Origin of the sequence: Shimazuella kribbensis DSM 45090 (assembly GCF_000428065.1) — a bacterium.
Taxonomy (GTDB): Bacteria; Bacillota; Bacilli; order Thermoactinomycetales; family Thermoactinomycetaceae; genus Shimazuella; species Shimazuella kribbensis.
This window is the reverse complement of sequence record NZ_ATZF01000016.1, coordinates 40724-65780: the sequence shown is the minus strand read 5'-3', so window position 1 is coordinate 65780 and position 25057 is coordinate 40724. Positions and strand designations below refer to the sequence as shown.

Annotated in this window: 29 protein-coding genes; 21 read left to right on the top strand and 8 right to left on the bottom strand. The window is 40.1% G+C overall.

The annotated features are described in order from the left end of the window. Window positions 1–158 precede the first annotated feature (158 nt). Window positions 159–1532, bottom strand: a complete 1374-nt coding sequence (locus A3GQ_RS0118510; protein WP_028778336.1) for a VWA domain-containing protein — start codon at window positions 1530–1532, stop codon at window positions 159–161. 304 nt (window positions 1533–1836) lie between these two features. Here A3GQ_RS0118510 and A3GQ_RS0118505 point away from each other — a divergent pair, with 304 nt between their 5' ends. From A3GQ_RS0118505 to coaD, 7 genes are all read left to right on the top strand, one after another. After that, entirely contained in the window at window positions 1837–2031 is a 195-nt protein-coding gene (locus A3GQ_RS0118505) for a hypothetical protein (RefSeq protein WP_028778335.1), read from the top strand. A 171-nt stretch (window positions 2032–2202) separates the two neighbouring features. Continuing rightward, window positions 2203–2367, top strand: coding sequence for a hypothetical protein (locus A3GQ_RS27330; protein ID WP_156877809.1), 165 nt, complete (start codon window positions 2203–2205; stop codon window positions 2365–2367). A 6-nt stretch (window positions 2368–2373) separates the two neighbouring features. Next, window positions 2374–2646 carry a hypothetical protein gene (locus tag A3GQ_RS0118495; protein ID WP_028778334.1) on the top strand — a complete coding sequence of 91 codons (273 nt, stop codon included), beginning with the start codon at window positions 2374–2376 and terminating at the stop codon, window positions 2644–2646. 286 nt (window positions 2647–2932) lie between these two features. Beyond that, window positions 2933–3454, top strand: coding sequence for a DUF2062 domain-containing protein (locus A3GQ_RS24925; protein ID WP_037465506.1), 522 nt, complete (start codon window positions 2933–2935; stop codon window positions 3452–3454). 238 nt (window positions 3455–3692) lie between these two features. After that, window positions 3693–3842 (top strand): hypothetical protein, encoded by a 150-nt coding sequence (locus tag A3GQ_RS27775; protein WP_169818310.1) that lies wholly within the window; start codon window positions 3693–3695, stop codon window positions 3840–3842. Next, window positions 3830–4396, top strand: a complete 567-nt coding sequence (gene rsmD, locus A3GQ_RS0118480) for a 16S rRNA (guanine(966)-N(2))-methyltransferase RsmD (RefSeq protein ID WP_028778333.1) — start codon at window positions 3830–3832, stop codon at window positions 4394–4396. The genes A3GQ_RS27775 and rsmD overlap by 13 nt, the downstream gene beginning before the upstream one ends. Continuing rightward, a complete protein-coding gene (gene coaD / locus A3GQ_RS0118475) occupies window positions 4393–4890 on the top strand; it encodes a pantetheine-phosphate adenylyltransferase (protein ID WP_028778332.1) in 498 nt (165 codons plus the stop codon). Before rsmD ends, coaD begins: the two co-directional genes overlap by 4 nt. Here coaD and ylbJ read toward each other — a convergent pair. Continuing rightward, window positions 4880–6121, bottom strand: a complete 1242-nt coding sequence (gene ylbJ / locus A3GQ_RS0118470; RefSeq protein ID WP_028778331.1) for a sporulation integral membrane protein YlbJ — start codon at window positions 6119–6121, stop codon at window positions 4880–4882. The genes coaD and ylbJ overlap by 11 nt on opposite strands. A 228-nt stretch (window positions 6122–6349) precedes the next feature. Between ylbJ and A3GQ_RS0118465 the strand changes: the two genes are divergently transcribed. Continuing rightward, the gene (locus A3GQ_RS0118465; protein WP_245596818.1) at window positions 6350–7144 is read left to right on the top strand and encodes a patatin-like phospholipase family protein; all 795 of its coding nucleotides are present in this window, start codon (window positions 6350–6352) and stop codon (window positions 7142–7144) included. Continuing rightward, window positions 7137–8177 carry a SepM family pheromone-processing serine protease gene (locus A3GQ_RS0118460; RefSeq protein ID WP_037465494.1) on the top strand — a complete coding sequence of 347 codons (1041 nt, stop codon included), beginning with the start codon at window positions 7137–7139 and terminating at the stop codon, window positions 8175–8177. Before A3GQ_RS0118465 ends, A3GQ_RS0118460 begins: the two co-directional genes overlap by 8 nt. Before the next feature lie 177 nt (window positions 8178–8354). On the opposite strand, the gene A3GQ_RS27325 is transcribed toward A3GQ_RS0118460, so the two are convergent. Further along, entirely contained in the window at window positions 8355–8702 is a 348-nt protein-coding gene (locus A3GQ_RS27325; protein ID WP_156877807.1) for a hypothetical protein, read from the bottom strand. 322 nt (window positions 8703–9024) lie between these two features. Continuing rightward, on the bottom strand, window positions 9025–9321 hold the full coding sequence (locus A3GQ_RS27320; protein WP_156877806.1) for a hypothetical protein: 297 nt from the start codon (window positions 9319–9321) through the stop codon (window positions 9025–9027). Window positions 9322–9645: 324 nt separating this feature from the next. On the opposite strand from A3GQ_RS27320, the gene A3GQ_RS25835 reads away from it, so the two are divergent. From A3GQ_RS25835 to rnc, 10 genes are all read left to right on the top strand, one after another. Further along, entirely contained in the window at window positions 9646–10176 is a 531-nt protein-coding gene (locus A3GQ_RS25835; protein WP_051272051.1) for a YceD family protein, read from the top strand. Window positions 10177–10240: 64 nt separating this feature from the next. Beyond that, window positions 10241–10423: a 50S ribosomal protein L32 gene (rpmF, locus tag A3GQ_RS0118440; protein WP_028778327.1), complete on the top strand. Its 183-nt coding sequence runs from the start codon at window positions 10241–10243 to the stop codon at window positions 10421–10423. Between the two features lie 152 nt (window positions 10424–10575). Then, window positions 10576–11124: a transcription factor FapR gene (fapR, locus tag A3GQ_RS0118435; protein ID WP_028778326.1), complete on the top strand. Its 549-nt coding sequence runs from the start codon at window positions 10576–10578 to the stop codon at window positions 11122–11124. A gap of 13 nt (window positions 11125–11137) precedes the next feature. Then, window positions 11138–12136: a phosphate acyltransferase PlsX gene (plsX, locus tag A3GQ_RS0118430; protein ID WP_028778325.1), complete on the top strand. Its 999-nt coding sequence runs from the start codon at window positions 11138–11140 to the stop codon at window positions 12134–12136. After that, window positions 12137–13141, top strand: a complete 1005-nt coding sequence (locus A3GQ_RS0118425) for a beta-ketoacyl-ACP synthase III (protein WP_028778324.1) — start codon at window positions 12137–12139, stop codon at window positions 13139–13141. It begins immediately after the preceding gene. Further along, window positions 13134–14111 carry an ACP S-malonyltransferase gene (gene fabD / locus A3GQ_RS0118420; RefSeq protein WP_028778323.1) on the top strand — a complete coding sequence of 326 codons (978 nt, stop codon included), beginning with the start codon at window positions 13134–13136 and terminating at the stop codon, window positions 14109–14111. The genes A3GQ_RS0118425 and fabD overlap by 8 nt, the downstream gene beginning before the upstream one ends. Further along, on the top strand, window positions 14098–14841 hold the full coding sequence (fabG, locus tag A3GQ_RS0118415; RefSeq protein WP_028778322.1) for a 3-oxoacyl-[acyl-carrier-protein] reductase: 744 nt from the start codon (window positions 14098–14100) through the stop codon (window positions 14839–14841). The genes fabD and fabG overlap by 14 nt, the downstream gene beginning before the upstream one ends. Window positions 14842–14910: 69 nt before the next feature. Next, complete coding sequence (gene acpP / locus A3GQ_RS0118410) at window positions 14911–15153, top strand: acyl carrier protein (protein WP_028778321.1); 243 nt, start codon at window positions 14911–14913, stop codon at window positions 15151–15153. 89 nt (window positions 15154–15242) lie between these two features. Next, complete coding sequence (gene fabF / locus A3GQ_RS0118405; protein ID WP_028778320.1) at window positions 15243–16499, top strand: beta-ketoacyl-ACP synthase II; 1257 nt, start codon at window positions 15243–15245, stop codon at window positions 16497–16499. Further along, a complete protein-coding gene (gene rnc, locus A3GQ_RS0118400) occupies window positions 16499–17194 on the top strand; it encodes a ribonuclease III (RefSeq protein WP_028778319.1) in 696 nt (231 codons plus the stop codon). The genes fabF and rnc overlap by 1 nt, the downstream gene beginning before the upstream one ends. Before the next feature lie 31 nt (window positions 17195–17225). Here rnc and A3GQ_RS0118395 read toward each other — a convergent pair whose 3' ends face one another. Beyond that, the gene (locus A3GQ_RS0118395; RefSeq protein WP_028778318.1) at window positions 17226–17831 is read right to left on the bottom strand and encodes a trimeric intracellular cation channel family protein; all 606 of its coding nucleotides are present in this window, start codon (window positions 17829–17831) and stop codon (window positions 17226–17228) included. Window positions 17832–18073: 242 nt separating this feature from the next. Here A3GQ_RS0118395 and smc point away from each other — a divergent pair, with 242 nt between their 5' ends. Beyond that, the gene (gene smc / locus A3GQ_RS0118390) at window positions 18074–21643 is read left to right on the top strand and encodes a chromosome segregation protein SMC (protein WP_028778317.1); all 3570 of its coding nucleotides are present in this window, start codon (window positions 18074–18076) and stop codon (window positions 21641–21643) included. A gap of 12 nt (window positions 21644–21655) precedes the next feature. Further along, entirely contained in the window at window positions 21656–22627 is a 972-nt protein-coding gene (gene ftsY, locus A3GQ_RS0118385) for a signal recognition particle-docking protein FtsY (RefSeq protein WP_028778316.1), read from the top strand. Between the two features lie 84 nt (window positions 22628–22711). On the opposite strand, the gene A3GQ_RS0118380 is transcribed toward ftsY, so the two are convergent. From A3GQ_RS0118380 to A3GQ_RS24910, 3 genes are all read right to left on the bottom strand, one after another. Further along, window positions 22712–22891, bottom strand: coding sequence for an H-type small acid-soluble spore protein (locus A3GQ_RS0118380; protein WP_028778315.1), 180 nt, complete (start codon window positions 22889–22891; stop codon window positions 22712–22714). Window positions 22892–23085: 194 nt separating this feature from the next. Further along, on the bottom strand, window positions 23086–23853 hold the full coding sequence (locus A3GQ_RS0118375; protein WP_028778314.1) for a sulfite exporter TauE/SafE family protein: 768 nt from the start codon (window positions 23851–23853) through the stop codon (window positions 23086–23088). Window positions 23854–24077: 224 nt separating this feature from the next. Next, the gene (locus tag A3GQ_RS24910; RefSeq protein WP_051272048.1) at window positions 24078–24992 is read right to left on the bottom strand and encodes a DMT family transporter; all 915 of its coding nucleotides are present in this window, start codon (window positions 24990–24992) and stop codon (window positions 24078–24080) included. Between the last annotated feature and the right edge of the window lie 65 nt (window positions 24993–25057).

The window sequence follows — 25057 nt, the reverse complement described above, 5'->3', positions numbered from 1 at the left end:
GCTGTAGTTTTTCTATTAGTATCTCATATATCTATTAAAATAAAATGATTTTATATAAATATGAATCCGCAAATTTATTCATAATATTCAGTAATATGTACAAGCAGTAGCGCCACCAACTCCTCATTTCAGAGGAATCGGTGGCACCAATGGTTGAGCTACCTCACGACACGACCAGCGCCGTCGAGCTTGCGAGCCGCGATCATCGCTCGGACCCACTTGGCCATGTTCGAGATGATGATGTCGTAGAGCCAGGAGTCCTCCTTGCGCTCGATGTCATCGATCTCTTTGAAGCCAGTGTTGTCGACGTCGACTCCGTTGACGTATCGACCCGAGAGACCATCCAGCCTACGGAGAATGCCGTAGTTGGCCCGGCCCAGTCCCAGGAACATCCAGAAGATGGGCAGATCAGCCGACTCACGGATGAGTCGCTCGATCTCGGCGTCCTTGTCGACACCGCCATCCGACCAGAAGAGAACCAGCGTCGGGTACTCGGAGGGATTTTTCTTGACCCACTTCACGATGTCCCGAATCACTTTGGGTTCATTGTTATCCCACCCGGCCTTCTTCTTGTCCTTCTTGTTCCTGTGGATGTAATTCGCCATGGTCTCCAGTTTGACTGTTTCAGAACGGATTTCACGCGAACCGAAGAACCAGACTTCCATCTTGTGGTCGTCATCCAGCATGTCTGCGATGGGGACAACTCGTTCGAGCGATCGCTGTACGACACCACCACTGAACAAAGGGGGATTGTGGTATTCCATCGAGCCGCTGGAGTCGATCACAAGGATAACCCTTGCCTTGATGCCGTCGATCTCGTTATCGACCAGTGACTTGGCGATCTCGTACTTCTGCATGTCGATCGTCGAGCCGTTGATCGGTTTGATCAGGTCATAGGTACGACGGGAACCCAGCTTCGGCGTCTCGTCGTTCTGGACGACAGGCGGTGCATCCTGGACGACAGGCGGTGCATCCTGGACGACAGGCTGTGTGTCCTGGGCACCGTCCTTCTCTTCCTCGAGGCCGTGATCCGCCATGATACCACGGAGACCGGTATCGTATCCCTGCCCCACGCACCGGATCTTGAAGGAACCGTTGTGCAGGTAGATCTCCGCGACGAGGAAACCAGTCTCGGTGGTCGGACGCCCGAGGTCGAGCGTTGTCACCACGTTGCCGTTGGCGTCTCGAATCTCCGCCTGGAGATTCTGAACATCGCTGAACTTCTTCCCCGGGCAATCATCGTCGATGGTCAGTGCGATCATCAGCTTCGCGATGTCGGAGTTCCAGCGAGAAGGGTCAATTGTGATCTGGTGGATCTGGTAGCCGCCTTCGGTAAAAGGCTTACTCCACTGGACACCTTCTCCGGTGACGTTATTGAAGTAGACGAAGTCGCCATCCGAACGGACCTTACCCTCATTGGTGAGGAGCAGAGCAGCCAGGTCAGTCAGCACGTTGGAACCGTGCTGTACCAGAACCGTCAGCTGACCGTAAGGAAGCTGCGTGTTCGCGCCCGGAATGAGGGTAGCATTCATGATGATATGCCTTTCTGTGTGTGGGTAGCCAACCACCTATTGGAAAGCTAATTCCTAAATTGATTATATTATTATTTTACAGAATAATCCATACAAAAGGGCCTTTCCTTCTTGTTTTTGAGCAGTGAAATAAATATTTTTAAAAACTTATTCACTTTTATTATTAGTTTCATTGTTCATGCTATCCCAGTTTAAAACATTATTAGAATGTATGATTAAATAAGAATCTACTCCATTGTGTTTTAGGACGAGTTAAACTAATCTCTTTATACAGAGTAACAAACGAAGTAAATGGTGATTAAATATGGAGATAAAGAAAAGATTCGTGGTACTCTTTTTCTTAACTTGGTTCGTTATAATGGGTTACACCAATCAAGCTTTCAACCAAAATCCGAAAGATTCTCCAACTAAAAACGAAACTGGTCAAATCAAAACAAGTTTGGAAGATATGCTAAAGGAAGGACCTAAGGGAAGGGAAATATCAGAAAGAACAGTTTGAGCAAGGGGTTTTTTCTAAATTTCCAAAAGATCTAGATGGGAAAGAAGTATATCAACGTCTTATTTCTTATTTTGCAGAAGGCTATCAAAAAGAAATCGAAACGATGAATCGTGTTGAACCAATCTACTCTTTATTATTGGACTCAATATAGAAGGCAAAGAAAAAGAGGCTTTGAAAGCGATATCCGATGCTGGTGGAGGCAAGTACATCGAAGCAAAAAGTGCAGATGATCTAAAACGGGAACTACAAACAGCAAATACAGAACTCTGGTTAAAGTGGAGTACTTGGGATACAAGTAATCAAGTTTATTTACTTGACCAGTGGAGTAAAAAATAAACAGTAGTGGATAAACCTTACTCTACTGGATTGCAAAAAATTCTCCGAGAACATGCGCGTGAAATCAGCTCGATTCTATATTTGAACAGTAAAAAGATAGTAGAAGGGAAAGCATATATAGAGGCTAGTGATCTCATTTCCAAGCGTTATCAGATGATATCAGGTAAGATTACAGACACAAATACAAAAAAGAATAAGCAATTAAAGGATACAAGAGAGCTATTGGAGAAAAAAGTATCTGATGAAGCGAATAATAGGAAAAAGAAATATAAAAACTAGAGACACTGTGTTATTTTATGCAGGATACACAATCAAATTTGGTGCTATTTCCTTATCAGAGGAAGAATAGCGCTATTTTTTATATTTTGAAGCGCATACAAAAGTCGTTCTCATATGATTATAATGATGGTTGGTTGTTATTTGTATGATTTTAAATAAGTGGGGGTCATATGATAACAAGTGAACTTTCTTGCAAAACATGATATTCTTATGTGAGTGTGGTTATGTATTAGATTAAGAAATGATTATTATAACAATAGGTTTTCATATAAAGGATTGTTCCTTGATGAGAGATAAAAAAAAGAAGAAAAAGACCAATTGGTTTCAACAAATACCAAGAGCCATTCGATACCACTATCTCCGATTATTACGATCACCTGAAGGAGTAAAAAAGGTATCTTTAGGGTTTGCTTTGGGTTTTGGTCTAGAAATGATTGTGCTTCCTACAGCATCGCTTATTTATATTTTGTTTTATCCGATTGTCCGATTATGTGGTGGATCTTTTCCGGCATCTGTAATTGGAAATATCATTGGGAAGTTAACGTTTTTACCTGTTCTTTTGCTTCCGTTCTCCAAAAAAATGGGAGAACTTCTATACCCTACCCCTTACCAAGACCATGTGGTTCACTTCCGAGATATCTATCACCAACTTGTAAATGGTAATTTTAGTGTATTTGGAGATATTTTTCGAGGCGGATTGCATATTTTGATCGGTCAATCGATTTTTGGTTTGGTTCTTGGGTTTATTTCCTATTTTGTGATCTATTATCTATACGAAAAAAGCAGAAATAAGCGGTTATCTGTTTAAAAAAGACGAATTTATTTTAGTTCGTCTTTTTATCTATTTGTTGATGGTGTTTTCTTGTTGTTGATTTATGTTACATTTAAATTTATGGACCAGCTAAACTATTTCAGGTACCTGATGAAGTAAAGAAAAATGCTAAAAATATGTAAAAAAAATGACCCGCGAAACGGTCGCGAGTCCATGGTATTTTCACCTTACGGGAAAATACGAAATGGGAGAGGAGAAACCGGAGGAAGAGCTTATGGGGAAACGTAAGTCTTCTCCGCGGTTAGACAGACCTTATCAGGTACTGTCTTTATTTATTGTTGCCAATACTTGCTTGTTTATTCAACAATTTGATATGTTTTATCAGAAAAACAAAGTTGAAGGTGCTAAACGATGCGAATTATAGCTGGAAATGCAAAAGGTATACGGTTAAAAATGGTACCTGGCAATCATGTTAGACCTACTGCAGATCGAGTGAAGGAGTCACTCTTTTCTGTAATCGGTCCCTTTTTTGATGGCGGAAAAGTACTGGATCTCTTTGCTGGAACTGGATCACTTGGATTAGAAGCAGTAAGTAGAGGAATGGATCACGTTTTTTTTGTGGACCAATCACAGGCTAGTTTGCGAATAGCAAAGGAAAATGCGGTGCACTGTGGGCTAGCAGATGAGGCGCAGTATTTAAGAAGAGATGCTAGAAGTGCCTTAAAATATTTTGGAACACAAGGATTGCAGTTTGATCTTATTTTTTTAGATCCTCCTTATCATGAGGGACTACTAGAACCTGTACTTGTTTTATTGGAAGAGAAAGAACTTTTATCCCCTAATGGTCTCTTGGTGGTGGAGCATCCACACAATCTGAATCTTCATTTACCAAATAGCAGCTATACTGTTACTAGAGAACTATCTTATGGAGATATTACTATTACATTGTTGGAACAGAAGGGAGCAACTAGGGCGTGAGAGTAGCAGTTTATCCAGGAAGTTTTGACCCAATCACATACGGACATCTTGATATTTTAAAAAGAGGAGCTGCTATTTTTGATAAAGTGATCGTTGCAGTATTGATTAATTCTGCAAAGCAACCACTTTTTAGTGTCGATGAACGTAAACAAATGATCGAAGAATCCATCAAGCAGGCAAACTATAAAGTCCCTATTGAAGTGGATAGTTTTGAGGGGCTATTGGTCGATTACTTGCGAAATAAAGATATTCATGTGATTCTTAGAGGATTACGGGCAATTTCGGATTTTGAATATGAACTGCAAGTTGCATCGATTAATCGAAAGTTAGCAAAAGACGTAGAGACCATTTTTTTAATGACCAATAATATGCATTCTTTTATCAGTTCTGGAAGTGTAAAAGAAATCGCCAAATACGGAGGGGATGTCACCGATTTGGTTCCTCCTCATGTAGTAACTGCGTTAAAAGAAAAATCGGCTATTATTACCCCATAGATTTGTTGCGTTGTTGGATAAATTTTTTCAAGATAAAGAAAAGCCATATAGAGAGAATGATTACTGTACCTGCCTGAATAAAAACCCACCAGTCCCATGTGTTGTAAGGTACTCCTGTAGCCCAACTAGGTAAAAAAGAGGGTGTAGCAGATGATGACGCAATGGGTTTAAAGATGTTCCAAAAAACAAAAGTAAGAAAAAATGCGAAGAAAGAATGCATGATTCTTCCTATAAAATAGGGGCGATAGCGGATGTCGCTTTTACTCAACACACTTGCAACTTGTGCATGGATAGATAAGCCATTCCACCCTAGGAAGAAACTCACAAAAGCAAGTTGTATGAGTAAGGACACGTTGCTGTTGTATTCACTCATCATTTGGGAACCAATAGTCATTTCCAATACACCAGCAACCAATGGGATAGACAGTATATCGGAAAGGTGGAGTAACTGAAGAATAGGTAACATGAAGGATGCCAATAATGCAGTTATTCCAACATACATAAATACATGGATCAAGACTGAAAAGATAATGATAAATCCACCAATCATGAGCAGCGTTTGAACAGCAGAGGAGACAGCTTCACCTAGCATTTGTCCGATTGGTCTTCCGTCTTCTAATCTTGCTCGATGCATGGCTCCAAAAGCTCGTAAAAATCTTTTGCCACCTTGGTTTTGCGAAGGCGTTAAGGCTTTATCTCTAGCATGAAAACGCATGAGAAATGCAACCATAAAACAACTTACATAATGAACAACGGCAAGAAGCATGCCAACAGAGGGATTTTCAAAAAAACCTATGGCAATTGCTCCAAATATAAATAATGGGCCAGCAGTACAAGCGAAGGATACGAGGCGTTCTCCTTCTTCTTTTGTAATGAGATTCTGCTCTCTGAGGCGTGTCGTTAATTTCGCTCCCATCGGATTGCCGGAAATAAGAGCTACTGCCATGACAAATCCACCAGATCCAGGTACACGAAATAAAGGGCGCATAAAAGGTTCAAAGAGAACACCTAAAAGATGTACTACACCAAATCCCATAAGTAATTCAGCCGTTATAAAAAACGGAAGCATAGCTGGAAAAACGACATCCCACCATATTTTTAAACCTCGTAAAGAGGCTTTAAATGCGATTTCGGGATAAAATACAAGCGTAACCGCAAACAATAGAGCAAACATACCTAAAAACAAAGTTTTCATTTTACTTTGGAGACGGTGATGGGATTTCCATTCCATACTGTAGTTCGCTCCTTACCTCTTTGTAACGTTATCCTATCGTACGCGGTTGTCCTACATAATATGAGTTGTTCCATCTTTGTTTTACGGTTATAGTGAGACAGAAACGAACGATACGTTCTTTTTCTAGACGTAACTATTTTTATTTGTTCCGTTCATTTATTCATGAATGATGAAAGAGCAAACATACAGCGAATTCTCTTTGTAATAAAATTTGGTGGTGATTTGGTGGATCGACCCAAAATTGGTATCGCGTTAAGTGCTGGAGCAGCAAGAGGATTTGCACATTTAGGTGTGTTAAAAGTTTTGCAGGAAGCCAATATACCAGTTGACTATATTGCAGGTAGTAGCATGGGGAGTTTTATAGGAGCACTCTATTCCAATGGTCTGGATTTAGAGATGGTAAAACATCTTGCTGTTCATTTAAAAAGAAAACATTGGGTAGATGTTACTCTGCCAGGATTGGGTTTTATCACAGGAGATAAAATGCAGGCATTAACTAGACTATTGACTCATCATAAAAATTTAGAAGATTTACCAATCCCTCTGGCTGTAGTCACAACAGATCTATTAAACGGAGAAAAAATTGTATTTCAAACAGGTCCAGTGGCAGATGCTGTTCGAGCCAGTATATCGGTACCAGGAGTCTTTGAACCTGTACCATATAAAGATAGATTATTAGTCGATGGTGGTGTGGCTGATCGTTTGCCTATATCCGTCGTTAGAGATATGGGCGCTGATTTTATTATTGCTGTAGATGTACTATCGAAATCCCATGAAGTACAAGTCAAAAATATTTTTGATGTGATTACACAAGCAATTACGATCATGGAACGCCAAATTTTAGCACAACAAGAACTCACTGCTGACTTTCTCGTTTTACCAGAGGTAGGGGATATTGCTCCCACTGCTTTTCATCGCGTGGAAGAATGTATCCGCAGAGGAGAACGTGCAATTCGTCCTAATTTGGCGGAACTACAAGATAAATTAGCGAATTGGCAAGGGGAGAACAAAGATGAATGAATCGTCTAATAACAAAACAGCGATCCGGTTTTTATGGTTATCTATTTTACTTTTAATAGTTGGATTTTGTTTTCTCATCCGTGTTCCATATTATGCCATGCAACCTGGGGACGCAATTGATACAGGAGATGTTATTTCGGTAGATGGTGGATATACTGCCAAAACAGGAGATTTTTTTCTGACCACTGTTGCCATGAAGAAAGCGAATATATTTGACTATCTTTTAGCGAAAGTAAATAAAAAAGTAGAATTGGTGCCAGTAAAAGATGTGTTGGCAGAAGATGAAAATGATAAACAATATGAGCAACAACAAGTAGAAAATATGTTGGAGTCCCAACATAGTGCAGTGATTTCGGCTTTTCACCAATCAAAAAAACCGATTCGCGTTACATATAAAGGCGTAGAGGTTATGGGTGTTACGTCTGGTGCGAAAAATAAGTTAAAAATCGGAGATATCATCCAATCGGTAGATGGTGCACCAACAATGACTACCAACCAACTCATGCAATTTTTTAGATCAAAAAATGCTGGGGATAATGTCAAGCTAGGTGTACTTCGAGGGAATAAAAAGATTTCAGAGAATGCCGTTCTTATTTCATTGGCAACAGGAAACAACAAAGAAAAACGCATTGGATTAGGCTTTCTGCCAATGGATCGTCTACAATCTCTGACCTCCAGCCCAAAAGTTAGTTTTAAAACCAATAATATTGGAGGACCTTCAGCCGGATTGATGTTTTCGTTGGAAATCTTAAACCAACTGAATCCAAATGATTTAACAAAAGGCTTTGCAATAGCAGGAACAGGTACCATTTCTCAAACAGGACAAGTGGGACAAATCGGAGGCATCGAGCACAAAATTGCTGCTGCGATGGAGAAAGGTGCAACCATTTTCTTTGCTCCAAAAGATATATACGAAGGCGATGACAATGAAGCCATTGCTAAACGGACAGCGAAAGAACTGGGTGCAGAGATGAAGGTAGTTCCTGTGGCAACACTGCAAGAGGCAATTGATTATTTGAATAAGTTAAAGTAGGAGTTTTAATTTTATTTAAAATGATTCATTACAATCTTTCCCTGTGGAAATGAAAATTCAAAAAGAAAAACATGCTCAAAGGCATGTTTTTTTATTTATATTTGTTGTGCATTCTAGTCGTTCCCCCCCCCTGCTTGAGAAGCAGAGGGGGGGACTTACCTCCTAGAGGAGATAAGATCAGGCCTTGGTGGTGGTCGGCGTCGGCACCACGATCGTCACGTCCACGAGCCACATGCCCGGAGTCCTGATGGAGCGAGCGATCGTTACGCTCAGCACATCATCGGCGGCGACCCGTGTCTTGACCTCAGAACCGATCTGGATGATGAGGTCGGTCCCCGGGATGTAGAGCGTCTGCTTGGGATCGGTGACGTCGATCTTGAAGTTGCATCGGGTCTGATCCTTCAGCTTCCTGTTCTTGCCGGTGTACAGGTAGGTTCGACACTGAGTGATCTCCGAACCGATGATCACAGAAGTGTCGATGTTGGAGGTGTCGATCTTGGTCGTGGTGGTCGCGTTGACAAGCATCTGTCGACCTTTCACCTAGATGGGAATGAACTTGCCTGATCTCATTTTAGTTAAATTTCAGAAAAAAGTCCATATCAAAAAGAAATTTCACCTAAAATGATTTCTCACTCCAAGAGTATTTAGCATTTAAAGAGTTGAAGAGAAAAGGCAATCAATGATTACAATGAGTGCAAATAAGTAACTAAAGTTAGCATAAAAAAACGGCTGATCTCTACAGGTAGCAGATAAGCCGTTTACTATATAAAAAATATATTATTTTCGATCCCCCTCTTTTTAAAGAGGGGGCACTCCCTGTTATGTGTAACGAGGAGTGATTTATCCGTTACTCCTTGGCAGGCTGGTCGTTGTTCGAGGTCTCGAGGAACTCGATCTCGACCTTCAGCTCACCGCCTCGGTATACGTGGCGGACATCCCTGACACTCTCACGAGGGATGCGCATGTGACGCTTTTCACGCCACATCACCTCGATGTTGGTGAAGGGGAGGTACACACCACCACCGTACTTGAACACGATGACTCGGATGCCATCGCTGTCTTCACCAGGCAGAAGCCTGCTGTCCTCGGGGATGATGAGCACGCTGGTGTCCACGCCCTTCGGAACAGCAATGGTCTTGGCCATGGTTTTCCTTCCGGTAAACGGATGTTACTTGTCTTATATTTTAAACAATTATTAAAAAGAAGTCGAGATAATTTTAGTTTATTTTTAAAAAATAAAACAAACTTTAAATAACTATGTTTTGATATGGAAATAATTTATAAATACCATAATTATAAATAAAAATTACCAAGTACTTTTATTAAAGGTTTCCTTATACAAAATATTTTATGGACATCATAAGAAAGAGTTATTTCAGTCTGGAAATATCAACTGGACTGTAAACATAAATAGGTTGACACTAAAAATCGTTATCTCGTATAATTCACCTGTTAGGGAGTGGGCAGATTGATCATTACTATAAACCAAATAAATCAAACAGCAGAAGGTCTCTATCCTTTTGCAGGTAAGATATATTTGGACGACTTAGTGGAAGAAGAGGCAAATATTGTGATGTTGGAGCCTGTCCAAGTGGAGGGACAAGCCAGTATTTTGGATTCCCATCTCTATCAGGTGACAGCAAAGCAGAAATGTGTTGGTAAATTAATCTGTGCGAGATGTTTAACGACATTTCCCACATCATTGGAAGCCAAATGGCAAGAAAAATTTACCGATAAAAAAGAATTGGCTTGCGACACAGAAGAAGAGACTATCCATTTTTTTTCGGAAGGACAGATAGACCTCGATCTCTTTGTGAGAGAACAATTGTTGATCCATCTTCCATATGCCCCCTTATGTAAGCCTGATTGTGCAGGTCTTTGTCCGGTATGTGGAGTAAATAAAAACGAGAAACCTTGTGAATGTGATACCCAGCGGATTGATCCGAGGCTCGCGAAGTTACAAGATTTGCTTGCAGAAGATAAAGATTCTGTATCCTAGCACTCTTTCTAGATTTGTAGTATAATGTTTCACATTGGAGTTTTTTCTCAGGAGGTGATTTTTCATGGCAGTACCTTTTCGTCGTACATCCAAAACACGTAAAAGAATGCGTCGCACCCACTTCAAGTTGACAGTAGCTGGAATGGCTACTTGTGAAAAATGTGGATCAGCTAAACTAGCTCACCACGTTTGTAAAGAGTGTGGACATTACAAAGGCGCAGAAGTAGAAGGCGTTGTAAGTCAGTAAAAAGTCGGTTATGCCGGCTTTTTTTTGTAGTTTAAATAGGGTATAACTTGTAACAAAGACTTTTGTTATTGCCAAACAAAATCATATTTTGTATACTAATTTAGGACTAGGTACTAGAATGTGGTCACAAAGGGGCTGGTTTCATTTTGCGCCTGTCCAAAAAAAAGCGTCAATCGCAGTTGATTGAATCTTTCCAAAAAAATCCTTTTTTAACGGATGAAGAAGTAGCGAGACAATGCGACGTAAGTATTCAGACCATTCGTTTAGATCGTATGGAGCTCGGTATTCCTGAGATGCGAGAACGTTTAAAACATATGGCAGAAAGAAGTTTTGACGAAGTTCGATCCCTTTCTCCTGAAGAAGTGATCGGGGAAGTAGTCTCGTTAGAGCTGGATCATAGCGGGGTTTCCGTATTGGAAATAAGTGCAGATCATGTTTTTGAACGCAATCAAATTGCAAGAGGACATTATTTGTTTGCGCAGGCCAATTCTTTGGCAGTAGCCATTGTGAATGCGGATCTTGTATTGACTCGTTCAGCAGCTATTCGTTTTGTACGCCCAGTTACACTGGGTGAGAAGTGTGTAGCACATGCAAAAGTGGTGCAAAAACAACCATCTCGTTTTCAAGTGGATGTAGAGACAAAAGTACTCGACGATATGGTATTTCAGGGAGTATTCGACGTATACCGTGCAACCAATTGAAAGGAGTTCGCTCATGCGGATCGCGCTAGATGCACATGGTGGGGATGATGCACCAAACTCTGTTTTAGCAGGATTAAAACTAGCCGCTGAAAAGTGGCCAGATATTTCTTTTACTCTAATTGGTACAGATGATTCGTTACTGAAAGGTAACGATCTTCCAAATATACAGTTTCATCAGGTTTCTGAAATTATTTTACCAGAGGACGAGCCAGTGAGATCGGTTCGGAAAAAGCGTGACTCTTCAATGGTAGTGGGTTGTCAAATGGTTCGTTCCGGTGAGGCAGATGCATTTATTAGTGCAGGTAATACAGGTGCATTGATGGCTTCCGGTCTTTTTTATACAGGCAGAATGAAAGGTGTAGATCGTCCTGCTTTATCACCTGTCTTTCCTACATTGCAAAATAAAGGTATTTTGGTCCTAGATGTTGGAGCAAATCCAGAAGCCAAAGCGAGTCACTTGCACCAATACGCTCTGCTTGGTAGTGTGTATACAAAATACGTGTTAGGGATAGAAAACCCGAAAGTAGGACTGCTCAACATTGGTGCAGAAAATGGAAAAGGTACCACTTTGACCAAAGAAGCATTTGATCTCTTGCAAAGAGATTCGCGATTCCAATTTGTTGGAAATGTAGAAGCGCGAGAAGTGTTATATCGACCATGTGATGTGCTTGTATGTGATGGGTTCAGTGGGAATATCCTCTTAAAAAGTACCGAGGGCGTAGCCAAGGCTTTATTTGATCGTTTGAAAGATGTATTTACCAAAAATATTTTTACAAAGTTAGCAGCTGGTGTGTTGCTGCCACATTTGAAAACATTGAAATCAGAAATGGATTATAAAGAGCATGGTGGCGCCCCATTGCTAGGTTTGGCTGGTGTGATTATTAAAGCACATGGTTCTTCTGATGCAACGGCTATTTTTCATGCCATTCGTCAAGCGCGTCTGTTTGCTGGAGATAATGTCATCAAACAAATGGAAGAACATCTACACCCTACAGAAGGGAAAGCGGAATAAATGAGAAACGTAGGTATTCTTGGTACAGGTGCATATTTACCTGAAAAAAGATTAACCAATTTTGATTTAGAAAAAATGGTAGACACCAGCGATGAATGGATTACCTCTCGTACAGGTATTAAAGAAAGAAGAATCGCATCAGAAGAACAGGCTTCTTCTGATCTTGCTGTAAAAGCAGCCAAACAAGCGATGGAAAACGCAGGAATTACTGCTGATCAAGTCGATTTAATCATTGTTGCTACGGTAACGCCAGATATGTCTTTCCCTGCTACTGCTTGTCTTGTACAAGAGCAGATCGGTGCGCCTAAAGCAGCAACATTTGATTTATCCGCAGCATGTACAGGTTTTATTTATGGGCTCTCTACTGCTACGCAGTTTATCGCTACCGGTATGTATCAACATGCACTTGTTATTGGAGTCGAGTGTCTCTCTCGGATAGTAGATTGGACAGATCGAAATACTTGTGTATTATTTGGTGATGGTGCAGGAGCCGCCGTTCTAGGACCAGTGAAAGAAGGTTATGGATTCCAATCTTTCGAACTCGGTGGAGATGGCAGTGGAAAAGATTTACTCAAAGTAGCAGCTGGCGGATCTCGCCTGCCAGCATCAGAAGAGACGATTGCTAACCGTCGTCTTCATAGTCTCCATATGAATGGACGAGAAGTGTTTAAATTTGCTGTTCGTGTGATGACATCTGCTTCAGATGAAGTATTAGAAAAAGCAAATCTTAGTACGGAAGATATTGATTTGTTTATCCCCCATCAGGCAAACTTGAGAATTATTGATGCTGCGATGAAACGTTATGGATTACCAGAAGAAAAAGTAGTGGTTAATCTCGATCGTTATGGAAATATGTCCTCTGCATCTATCCCTGTTGCTTTACATGAAGCGATTGAACAAGGAAGAGTTTCAGATGGAGATACTTTAGTCCTTTGTGGATTTGGCGGAGGTCTCACATGGGGTGCCACCGTGTTAAACTGGGGAGGGGCTATGGAACATGAGTAAGATCGCTGTACTTTTTCCAGGGCAAGGATCTCAAAAAGTAGGAATGGGAAAAGAAGCATATGAACTGTCTGCAGAGGCTCGAAACATTTTTGAAACAGCAGATCAGGCATTGGACTTTTCTTTATCTGATATTATTTTTGATGGTCCAGAAGAAGAATTAAAATTGACCTATCATACTCAACCAGCATTGCTTACTACTAGTATTGCGTTATACCGCTGGTTGCAAACAAAAATAAATATTCAACCATCGTTTGTTGCAGGTCATAGTTTAGGAGAATATGCTGCTTTGGTAGCAGCTGAATCCTTGTCTTTTTCGGATGCGGTTGCGGCTGTATATCAGCGGGGGCTATTCATGGATCAAGCAGTACCAGCTGGGGTTGGAGCGATGTCAGCAGTTTTAAATCTGGATCGATCGGTTTTGGATCAAATATGTGAAGATATCTCTGTTCCCGGAAATGTCGTACAAGCAGCCAACTATAATTGTCCAGGGCAGATTGTTATCTCCGGACATGCTGATGCGGTGAAGACTGCCGGAGAAAAAGCCCTCGAAGCAGGTGCAAGGAAAGTCGTTTCTTTAGCGGTGAGCGGTCCATTTCATTCTTCCTTGATGCAGCCAGCTGCGGAAAAATTACAAACCAAATTTTCATCCTATATGTTTGAACAAGCCAACATTCCTGTTGTAACGAATGTGACAGCTACTTCGATTACAGCTGCGACAGATATTCAAACATCCCTTGTCCGCCAAGTAGCTTCACCTGTTTTGTGGGAAGATACTATTCGTTATTTGCTCAAAGAGGGTGTGGATACCTTTATTGAGGTTGGATCCGGAACTGTGCTTGCTGGATTAACTCGAAAAGTAGATCGTAAAGTAACCATGTTAAATGTCCAAGATCAAGCTTCCTTAGAAAAAACGATTTCCCATCTTCAAGCGAGGACGGAAGGATTGATGACTAGCGATGTTAACAAATAAAGTAGCTGTAGTAACAGGAGGTTCTCGTGGTATCGGGAAATCCATTGCTTTGGACCTAGCGAAAGAAGGCGCAAAAGTAGTTGTTTTTTATGCCGGTAACCATGCAGCAGCAGAAGAAACAGTTTCAACTATGAAAGAACTGGGTACAGAGGCAGCAGCGTTCCAAGTAGATGTTGCCAATAGTGAACAAGTCGATCAAGCATTCAAACAAGTATTGACCCAATTTGGAAGAATCGATATTTTAGTAAATAATGCAGGTATTACAAAAGACAATCTTTTAATGCGAATCAAAGAAGCAGATTGGGATCAAGTAGTAGATACCAATTTGAAGGGTGTTTTTCTTTGTTGCAAGGCTGTCATCCGTCCGATGATGAAGCAAAGAGGCGGTAGAATTATAAACATTAGCTCGGTCGTGGGTGTTTCTGGTAATCCAGGGCAAGCTAACTATGTTGCTGCTAAAGCAGGAGTAATTGGACTTACCAAAACAATGGCAAAAGAATTTGCTAGCCGCAATATTACTGTCAATGCGATTGCACCAGGATTTATTCAAACAGATATGACCTCTGTTTTAGATGAAAAAGTGAAAGAGGCAACCCTCTCTTCTATCCCGCTGGGTAGATTTGGTGAGGCAACAGAAGTTGCAAATACAGTATCTTTCTTAGCTAGCGACAAAGCAAGTTACATAACAGGACAAACTATCCATGTAGATGGTGGATTGGTACCAAATTAAGAAAATGAATGAGAAACGTTTGCGTCTATACCTATCATTCAACTATACTACGAAAGGGAGGTGAAGAGCATGGCAGACACTTTGGAACGAGTGACACAAATTATCGTGGAACGTCTAGATGTTGAAGCAGACGAGGTAACTCTAGAAGCAGGCATTAAAGAAGACCTCGGAGCTGACTCCCTAGATGTTGTGGATTTGATCATGGAATTAGAAGATGAATTTAACCTAACCATTGAAGAAGAAGACGCAGAAAAAATCAACACCGTTGGGGATATTGTTAATTATATTAGTGGTGTAAACAAAGTCTCATAATTATTAGGTAAGTCCCGAATTATCGGGACTTATCCGTCTTTCATCTAAAAAATAAGGTCAACTTAAATGCGAAAGGCAGTTGATCACGTATGTTAAATAGAGTTGTAGTAACAGGACTAGGGGTCGTTTCACCGATTGGGAACGATCTATCTACTTTTTGGGATAGTCTGCTTGCAGGCAAATCTGGAGCTGGACCACTTACTCGTTTCGATCCTGATTCATTCCCCACTCCTTTTACAACGAGGATAGCGGCAGAAGTGAAAGACTTCGATCCTCTTCCTTATATAGATAAAAAAGAAGTTCGCAAGATGGATATTTTTATCCAATATGCTGTAGCAGCGGCAAAAATGGCAATTGCAGATGCAAAATTGGATATGGAAAAAGAAGATTTGGATGAAGTAGGTGTGTATATAGGTTCTGGTATTGGTGGTATGAATACAATCGAAACCAATGCTCGTCTCTTACATGAGCGTGGACCTAAACGAGTAAGCCCATTTTTCATTCCTATGCTAATCGCTAATATGGCTTCTGGACAAGTTTCGATTTTAACAGGAGCGAAAGGTCCAAATAGTGCTTCCGTCACCGCTTGTGCATCTGGAACCCATAGTATCGGAGAAGCTTTCCGTATTTTACAGCGTGGCGAGGCTTCTGTGATGATCACAGGTGGAACAGAGGCAACCATAACCCCACTTTCTTTTGCTGGTTTTTGTTCCGCTCATGCTATGTCTACCCGTAATGATGATCCTGGGCGTGCAAGTCGCCCATTTGATAAAGAACGTGATGGTTTTGTAATGGGAGAAGGTTCTGGTATTTTGGTATTAGAAACATTGGAACATGCTTTGGCACGTGGAGCAAACATTATAGCAGAAATGGTTGGTTATGGTATGACCGCAGATGCTCATCATTTGACTGCTCCAGCACCAGAAGGTGAAGGCGCGCGACGCAGTATGATTCGTGCGTTAAAAGATGCAGATTTAGAGCCAACTGAAGTCAATTACATCAATGCCCATGGTACTTCAACTGATTTGAACGATAAATTTGAAACGATGGCGATCAAAGGTGCATTTGGAAACCACGCTTACAAATTAGCTGTTAGTTCAACCAAATCCATGACTGGGCATTTATTGGGCGCAGCTGGTGGGATAGAAGCGATTGTGTTGGCAAAGTCTATTCAAGATCAAGTAATACCTGCAACGATAAATTACGAATACCCAGATCCAGAGTGTGACCTTGATTATGTGCCAAATGAAGCTCGTAAAGCCAATGTGCGAGTTGCTTTATCCAATTCCCTTGGATTTGGAGGCCACAACGCGACGATTATTATGAAAGCCGTTGAGGAAGTATAATGTTGATAGATTTTGAAAAAGTGGAGCAAGTGACGGGAATCTACATTCAAAATAGAAATCTATTTGTACAAGCATTTACTCACACATCCTTTGCCCACGAACGAAAATCTCCCGGGCGAGTTCAGGATAATGAACGCTTGGAGTATCTAGGAGATGCAGTACTTGAGTTACTCGTCTCCGAATTTCTGTATTATCGCTTTCCTAAAATGAGTGAAGGGGAACTAACCAGAACGCGAGCAAGAGTGGTTTGCGAACCATCGCTTGCTTCCTTTGCTCGTGAACTCCAATTTGGTCAATTTGTTCGTTTAGGTAAAGGAGAAGAACTGACAGGAGGTCGAGAGAGACCGTCCTTATTGGCGGATTTATTTGAGGCATTCATTGGCGCACTGTATTTGGATCAAGGTTTGGAGAAAGTTCGGCAGTTTCTCAATAAGTTAGTTTTCCCGCAGATAAATGGAACGTGGTTGGATCAGATGACGGATGCCAAAAGTCAACTTCAAGAGTTGGCACAGCAAGAGAAAAGGGGATCATTGGAGTATCGCATTGTGGATGTACAAGGACCAGCACATGATCGTTTCTTTTCGGCTGAAGTATATCTAGATGATCGAAAACTAGGTAGAGGGTCCGGGCGTTCCAAAAAAGAAGCAGAGCAACAAGCAGCTAGTACTGCTCTTAAAGCATGGAAAGCACGTTAAACCACTGTGAGGAAATCACGGTGGTTTTATTTCACTTGTATTTCATTATTTTAAGCGGTAATTTTAGTTGGTAATGGACAGAAATCATACGCAGCATAATAACAAGAATAAATAAGAAAAACAGTTCGATATCCGTAATTTTGGTGTGCAGACCGATAATAAATCCACTCAGCATAGACCATACAGCATAAACATCCTCTTTGAGTAAGAGAGGTTTTCTACCAGCTAGTATATCTCGGATCAATCCGCCTCCAATACCTGTTAAAGTGGAAGCGACCACAACGGCATGGATCGAAAGATGTTGGTCTACCGCAAATAGTGCACCTTGAATGGAAAAAGCAGATAGACCAATTGCATCAAAAAAAACAAGCCATCGTTTCCATTTATGAAACCACAACGTAGGAGTAATAATGGTCAGGGTAATAGCAATTAATGCTGTATAGATACCTATGTTTTGCTCCCATAGCAAGGAAGCTGGCAATCCAATCAATATATTTCTAACCACGCCCCCTCCAAATGTAGTGATAAAACCTAGTACATAGACACCAAATAAATCATATTCTTCTTCGATTGCCATCATTGCACCGCTTATGGCAAAGGCTGCGATTCCAATATAGCTAAAAATATCCCAAATCATGGCATGACCTCACTAATCAATCAAAAACATATTATTTTCTTGGAGATAAATATAATTTATGTCTTTTATCAGTAGAATAGTCACATTTACAATGAAAGAAGAAGAAAGGAAAGCCTAGAGGTATTCTTTTACAAATGCTTATTTCTATTCTGTAATACTCATACGGGTTAAGATACCCTCTTTTTCTGAATTTTGTGCTACAATATGCAAGTTAAGGGCTTATGAGAGGAGGTAGCTTTTTCGTGCATTTAAAAAGGTTGGAAATGTCAGGGTTTAAGTCTTTTGCGAGTCGAACGGAATTGGAATTTGTTCCTGGTATTACAGCAGTAGTAGGGCCTAATGGTAGCGGAAAGAGCAATGTTACAGATGCGATCAGATGGGTCTTAGGAGAACAAAGTGCGAAATCATTACGTGGCTCCAAAATGGAAGATGTCATTTTTATTGGAAGTGACTCACGTAAGCCAGTAGGGTTTTGTGAAGTCTCTATTACAATGGACAATTCGAAACGAATCTTGCCACTGGATTATGCGGAAGTGACAGTAACACGACGAGTGTATCGTTCTGGGGATAGTGAATATTTACTCAATCGACAAGCATGTCGGTTAAAAGATATCCAAGAACTGTTTATGGATACAGGGATCGGTAAAGAAGCATATTCGATGATTGGACAAGGTCGTATTGAAGAAATGATCAGTAATAAATCAGAAGATCGAAGAGCTATTTTTGAAGAAGCTGCTGGAATTGTGAAATATAAATCTCGTAAAAAAGAAGCAGAGAAAAAACTAGCCGATGCAGAACAAAATCTTGTTCGTATCCGAGATTTGATACACGAACTTCGAAATCAATTGGAACCATTGCAGGAACAAGCAGAACGTGCAGAGCAATTTAAAGAATGGCAACAAGAATTAACTGATGTAGAGATTTCCTTTTATGTACATAAAATCGAGACATTACATGAAGATTGGACCAAAACATCCAAGCAAGTGAAACAACTTCGAGAGGAACATGTTTCAGGTGCCTCCAAACAAAGTAAAGAAGAAGCTGATCTTGCTCAAGTCAAATTTCAACTGATGGAATTAGAAAAAAAGTGGGAAGCCCTCCAAACGGAGTTGCTTGAAACAAGTGAAAAACTGGAGAAGGTTGATGCAGAAAGACAAGTATGGCAAGAACGTAGTAAAAACAGAGAAGAAATGGAAGTCAAGTTGCAGAAACAACTAGATGATTATTTGTTGGAACAGGAAACAATAGTAAAGGAAAGAGAAGAAAAGCAAGCGTTATCTATAGCGAGAAAAGAAGATCTTATTCAATTACGCAACAAAATTGCAAGATTGAAAGAACTATCCGTGCATAATCAGACAGAACAAGATGCTTCTGCTACTCAAAAAGAGTGGGAAACGCTCAAAAATGATCTGTATCGTTTAGAGAGTGAAAAAAAGTACTTGATCAATCAACAAGAAGAAATGGAGCGGAATGTTGTTTTCCAACAACAAGAATCCCAAGCCTTACACCACGAGCAGGAAACATTAAAACAAACAGGGATTCATATCGAACTAGAAATAGAGAAGATCCAAGCGGAAATAAAAACACAAGCAAGTCATGCTTCGACTCTTCATTCGCGAAAGATAGATGACCTATCCGCACAAAAAAACATACATAATGAGTTATTACTGATGGAAAAGCAGTTGGTGCGTTCTCAATCTGAACGAGATGTTTTGCAATCTATGGAGCAGAACCATGCTGGTTTTTTCCAAGGAGTAAAAGCGGTTCTCGAAAACCGCTCTATTTCAGGAATTATTGGTGCAGTTGCAGAATTGATACAAGTACCAAAAAGAGTAGAATTAGCAATGGAGACAGCTCTAGGTGGGGCTTTGCAACATGTTGTAGTAGAAGATGAAATTTCAGCTCGAGAAGCAATCGCTTTTTTAAAAGAAAAGCGATTGGGAAGAGCAACCTTTTTGCCAATGAATGTGATAAAAGGAAGAAGTATTTCATCTGCGGAGCTGGCAAAACTAGAACATATTAGTGGATATTTAGGTGTAGCAGATACGTTGGTTACTACTGATTCTTTCTATCGTCCTTTATGTTCACAACTTTTGGGTAATGTTTTGGTGACAGACACTTTAGCAACAGCTAACGCCGTAGCAAAAACAATGGCACATCGTTATCGAGTGGTAACATTAGAAGGGGATGTTGTGAATCCTGGTGGCTCGATGACGGGAGGGAGCAGACAATCCAAAGCACCAAATCTCCTTTCCAGAGGAAGACAACTAGAAGAATTAAATCAACAAGTGAATCAAGTCCAGGTCAAACTAGCAGCTTTGCAATCCGAAGAAAAGAAAATTAGGGCAGATCTAATAGATTTAGAAGAACAAATCCAAACCATTCAATCGAAAATAGATGAACAGAAAAACTTCCAAAAAGCAAAGGAAACAGAGGGACAAGAAAATCATCTGCAATTACAAAATCTTGCCCATCGGATCGAGCATTTTTTAAAACAAGAACAGGAAGTAAATACCAAAAGAAGTCATTTGCAACAACAACTCACTGCAATGGATGATAGATATCAACAAAATGCGGATAGAATGAAAGAATTAGAGTTGCTACTCAAAGAAGAAGAAAAAATGCGTCGTCAACAAGTAGATGAAGAAAAGGAAAGAGATTCTCAATTAACAGAGCATCGCATCGAAGAAGCGAAATTACAACAAATAATAAGAGGCTTGGAAGAAGATCTCCAACGAATTATAGAAACACAACAAAAAAATCAAATCTTGGTGCAGAGTACGAGAGAAGAACAACAGAAGTTAATGGAAATAGGTGATTTAGGAGAAGAGGGATGGCAAGCTCTGCTATCTTCACTCTATCATTATCAAGAAACGAAAAAATCACTCCAAACTCAAATAGCAGAGCTTCGTGAAGAGCGAGATGCTTGCAGCAGACAACATCAAGAACTAGAGCAAGTCGTATATGAAAATAGCAAGTTGCTCCGATCGTATGAAGAGAAATTACATCAACAAGAAGTAAGGGTCAATCGATTGGATGTTGAGTTGAATCACTTGTTGCAAAAGCTTGCTGAAGAATACGAGACTAGTTTTGAAGGAGCAAAAGAGAAATACGGTGTTCCCGAAAATCCAGCACAAGCAGAAAGAAAAGTAAGGTCGTTGAAACAAAAACTGGATCAACTCGGCGATGTAAATATTGGGGCGATTGAGGAATACCAACGACTGACAGAGCGTCTTACGTTTTTGACCACACAAGAGGACGATCTTTTACAAGCGAAACAACAGCTCTACCAAATGATTGCGCAGATGGTCTCTGAAATGGGGAAACGCTTTGCCGATAGTTTTGCTCTTATTCGAGAAGAATTTCAGGATGTTTTTGTAAAGATGTTCGGTGGGGGACGGGCAGACTTACAACTTTCTGATCCGAGTAATTTATTGGATACTGGAATTGATATCGTCGCTCAACCTCCAGGGAAAAAATTACAACAACTATCTTTATTATCTGGTGGAGAACGTTCTCTTGCTGCGTTAGCTCTGCTTTTTGCAGTTCTTCGGATCAAACCAGTCCCATTTTGTTTTCTAGACGAAGTCGATGCAGCTTTAGATGAAGCTAATTTGACTCGATTCACGTACTATTTACAGAAATTTGCCAACCAGACTCAATTCATTATTATTACACACCGCAAACATACGATGGAAGGTGCACATGTATTGTATGGAATTACCATGCAGGAATCTGGTGTCTCTACTCTGGTATCTGTCAAACTAGAAGAGTATGATGAAAAAAGAGAAGTTGCTGCGGTACAAGCATGAGGAGGATAACCATTGAGTTTTTTTTCAAAGTTAAAAGAAAGTGTTGCAAGAACAACGGAAACTGTGACACAAAAATTTGTTTCTGGTTTGAGCAAAACAAGCTCTAACCTAGTTGGAGCAATGGGCAGTATTTTTTCGGGTAGAAGTAAAATTGATGAAGATTTGTATGAAGAACTAGAAGAAGTGTTGATTAGTGCTGATGTAGGTGTTCCTACAACGATGCATTTGGTAGAGCGCCTAAGAGAAGAAGTAAAAACAAGAAAAATCAAAGAACCAAATGAGCTGCAACCAGTAATGTCTGAACTTATCGCAGAATTGTTAGAAGACCAAGACGAACCAGCTTTACGACTTAATGCCAATGGGATGAGTATTATATTGTTTGTTGGTGTGAATGGAGTCGGTAAAACTACCACCATCGGGAAATTGGCGCATACTCTAAAACGAGAAGGAAAAAAAGTGGTTTTAGCAGCTGGAGATACTTTTCGCGCTGGAGCGATCGAACAATTGGAAACATGGGGAGAACGAGCGGGAGTTGATGTAATTAAACAACATGCGGGCTCAGATCCTGCTGCAGTTATTTTTGATGCGATTCAAGCAGCAAAGGCCCGGAAAGCGGATGTGCTACTCTGCGACACGGCTGGACGTTTGCAAAACAAAGTTAACTTAATGGAAGAGTTAAAGAAAGTATTTCGAGTTGTTCAACGTGAAGTACCAGATGCCCCTCACGAAGTTTTATTGGTATTGGATGCCACAACTGGCCAAAACGCAATGCAACAAGCAAAGCAGTTTGGACAGGCGGTGAATGTATCTGGGATCGTTCTTACCAAATTAGATGGAACAGCAAAAGGTGGTATCGTAATTGCCATTCGCCATGAGTTGGATTTGCCAGTAAAATGGATTGGACTTGGCGAAAAAGCAGATGACCTTCAACCCTTTGATCGAGATCAGTTTTTGCATGCGTTGTTTCAAGAAGGCAGCAGGTAAGACTTGAAATGATGTTTTTCTCAACAAGTAGGCGGCTCTAATCAGAGCCGCCTACCATTTTTTATTCCCTCTCATTGAAGCCTTTTATCCCTCTTGTAGCTCACTAACAGGAACATTTTTTTCATTTTTTTGATTATCTAGCGCATATACACTAGCTATTTGGGTAACATCATTGACGGATTGAATCCAGACAGGATCACCTTGATAGGTAACCGTTATCTTTTCGGGAGAATTCAAAATTTCTTCCACTCGATTAACATCCATTTGTAAATCCCCCTTTCACTGTAGAGTTTTTTGGATAATGTCTACTTGTTGGTTTATGCTTATGCGATTATCCATACTTTCTTTGATAGTAATTTTCTTTTTTGGAAGTTTTATTCATGTTTATTTTGTTAAAAAGCATTTTTTCTATGCTACACCTAGAAAAATAATTTCATTTCTCAAAAAAACATGTGAAATTAAATTTGTATGTAATCAAATATATTTTTCCCTATTAGAAATAAAGTCACAGTTAAAAATAAGATTTTCACATAAGAAACTCCTTTTTTTATTGCGAACTGAGATCCAATGAAAGCACCTAGAACCATGAAAATCCCCATGACGATGCCATAGGTAAATTGTACTTCGCCTAAATACAAAAATAGGAGGAGGGCAGTAATATTACTGCAAAAGTTTAGTATTTTTGCATTGCCTGCTGATTCTACAAAATCAAAGCCAATGATTAAGAATGCAAATAATAAAAAAGAACCTGTTCCTGCTCCGAAGAAACCGTCGTAAAAACCAATAATGAAAACCGTAAGTGGGAAGAAAAATTTTTTCTTTGCTGTAAGCTTCGTATATGTTGTTTTGTTACCCCAATTTTTTTTCATAATGGTGTATATGGCAACTACAACTAGTAAGATTAATACAAGAGGTTTTAGTATTTCAGAAGCGATATATTTGACAACAAAGGTTCCGAAAACAGCGCCTAAAATAGTAAGTGGGACCAATCTCCTTACCAATGGGAAATGGACTTTTCCTGAACGGATAAAAGATATCGTACTTGTTAAAGCACCCATAGAACTTGCTAATTTGTTTGTTGCGATTGCAGAAATGGGAGGAAGACCTGTAAAAAGCAATGCTGGGATAGAAATTAACCCACCTCCACCTACAACGGAATCGATAAATGCAGCTAAAAATCCAGCGACTGCTAAAAAAAGTAAGGTGTAAAAATTGATATCGTCCATCTATGATTTCCCCTCATGTCTATTAGTGACCACTAAAATAGTAACTAATAATTTACGATCTGTAAATAAGCATTTCAAAATAAAAGGATAGGGAGAAAGGAAAAATTTTTCTCTTAAGACATGGAACGATTTGCAGAATAAAAAAATGGATCGACTGAATTTGCTTTGCATAGGTAGCAAACAGTCGGTCCATTTGTATTTAGAAGGAGAATTCACAGAAAGAATTATACTTTTTCTGCACCAGTTTCAGGTTCTTCCAATATCTCCATCGGTTTCCCTTTTTGTTTTAAAAACATCCAAACCCCGATCATCGTTACCATACATGCTCCAATCTGCATCAAAGTTGGAACATGACCATAAATCAAGAAAACCAATATATTGGAACCAATAGGTATACCTAAAATACTGACAGATAGTACCAAAGCACTTATATGTTTTAGTAACCAATTTTGCAAATAGATACCAAAGATAGTAGGTACAATCGCTAATAGAAAGAGATAACCCCATTGCTCAGAGGAATACTCAATAAAGGGTTGATCCATGATCACATTGGTTAGCAGCAAAACTGTACCAGAAAAGGCGAAAACATAAAAATTGTATACACTCACATGCATCTTCTTCACAAGGAATTGTCCAATCAACATATAGATGGAAATGGAAATCGTACCAAGTATGGTCAACGCATCACCTAGTATAAGATTTGGTGCTATTGCATCCGTATGAAGAAAGTCAGATAGAGCCATCCATAATGCACCCATCATGGCAATAATCATGCTGAAAGCCGAGCGAAGATTCAATTTATCTTTAAACAATAGGATACTTCCGATAAATACAATCAAAGGTTCCAGCGTAATGAGGATTGTATTACTAGCGATAGTGGTATATCGCAAAGCGATAATACCTAGCAAAAAATGAGCTGCAAGAAATAGCCCTGACAGACAAGCAAGCAAAATGGATTTTAAAGGGACTGCGTGAAAGTGTTTCCGATCTTTGATAAACAAAGGAAGGAAGAGAATCAAAACAATCCATAACCGATACATTCCGATAACCGATGGAGGCATGGTAAGGGAAGAAATAAGAATAGGCGTAAAAGACATAGCAATAACACTCAAGAGAAGTAGAAAACGTGGTGATAGCATTCATGATCCCTCTTTGCAGTTGTTTCGTATGTGTTTACTTTACAGCCTATGTGTGCAAATGACGA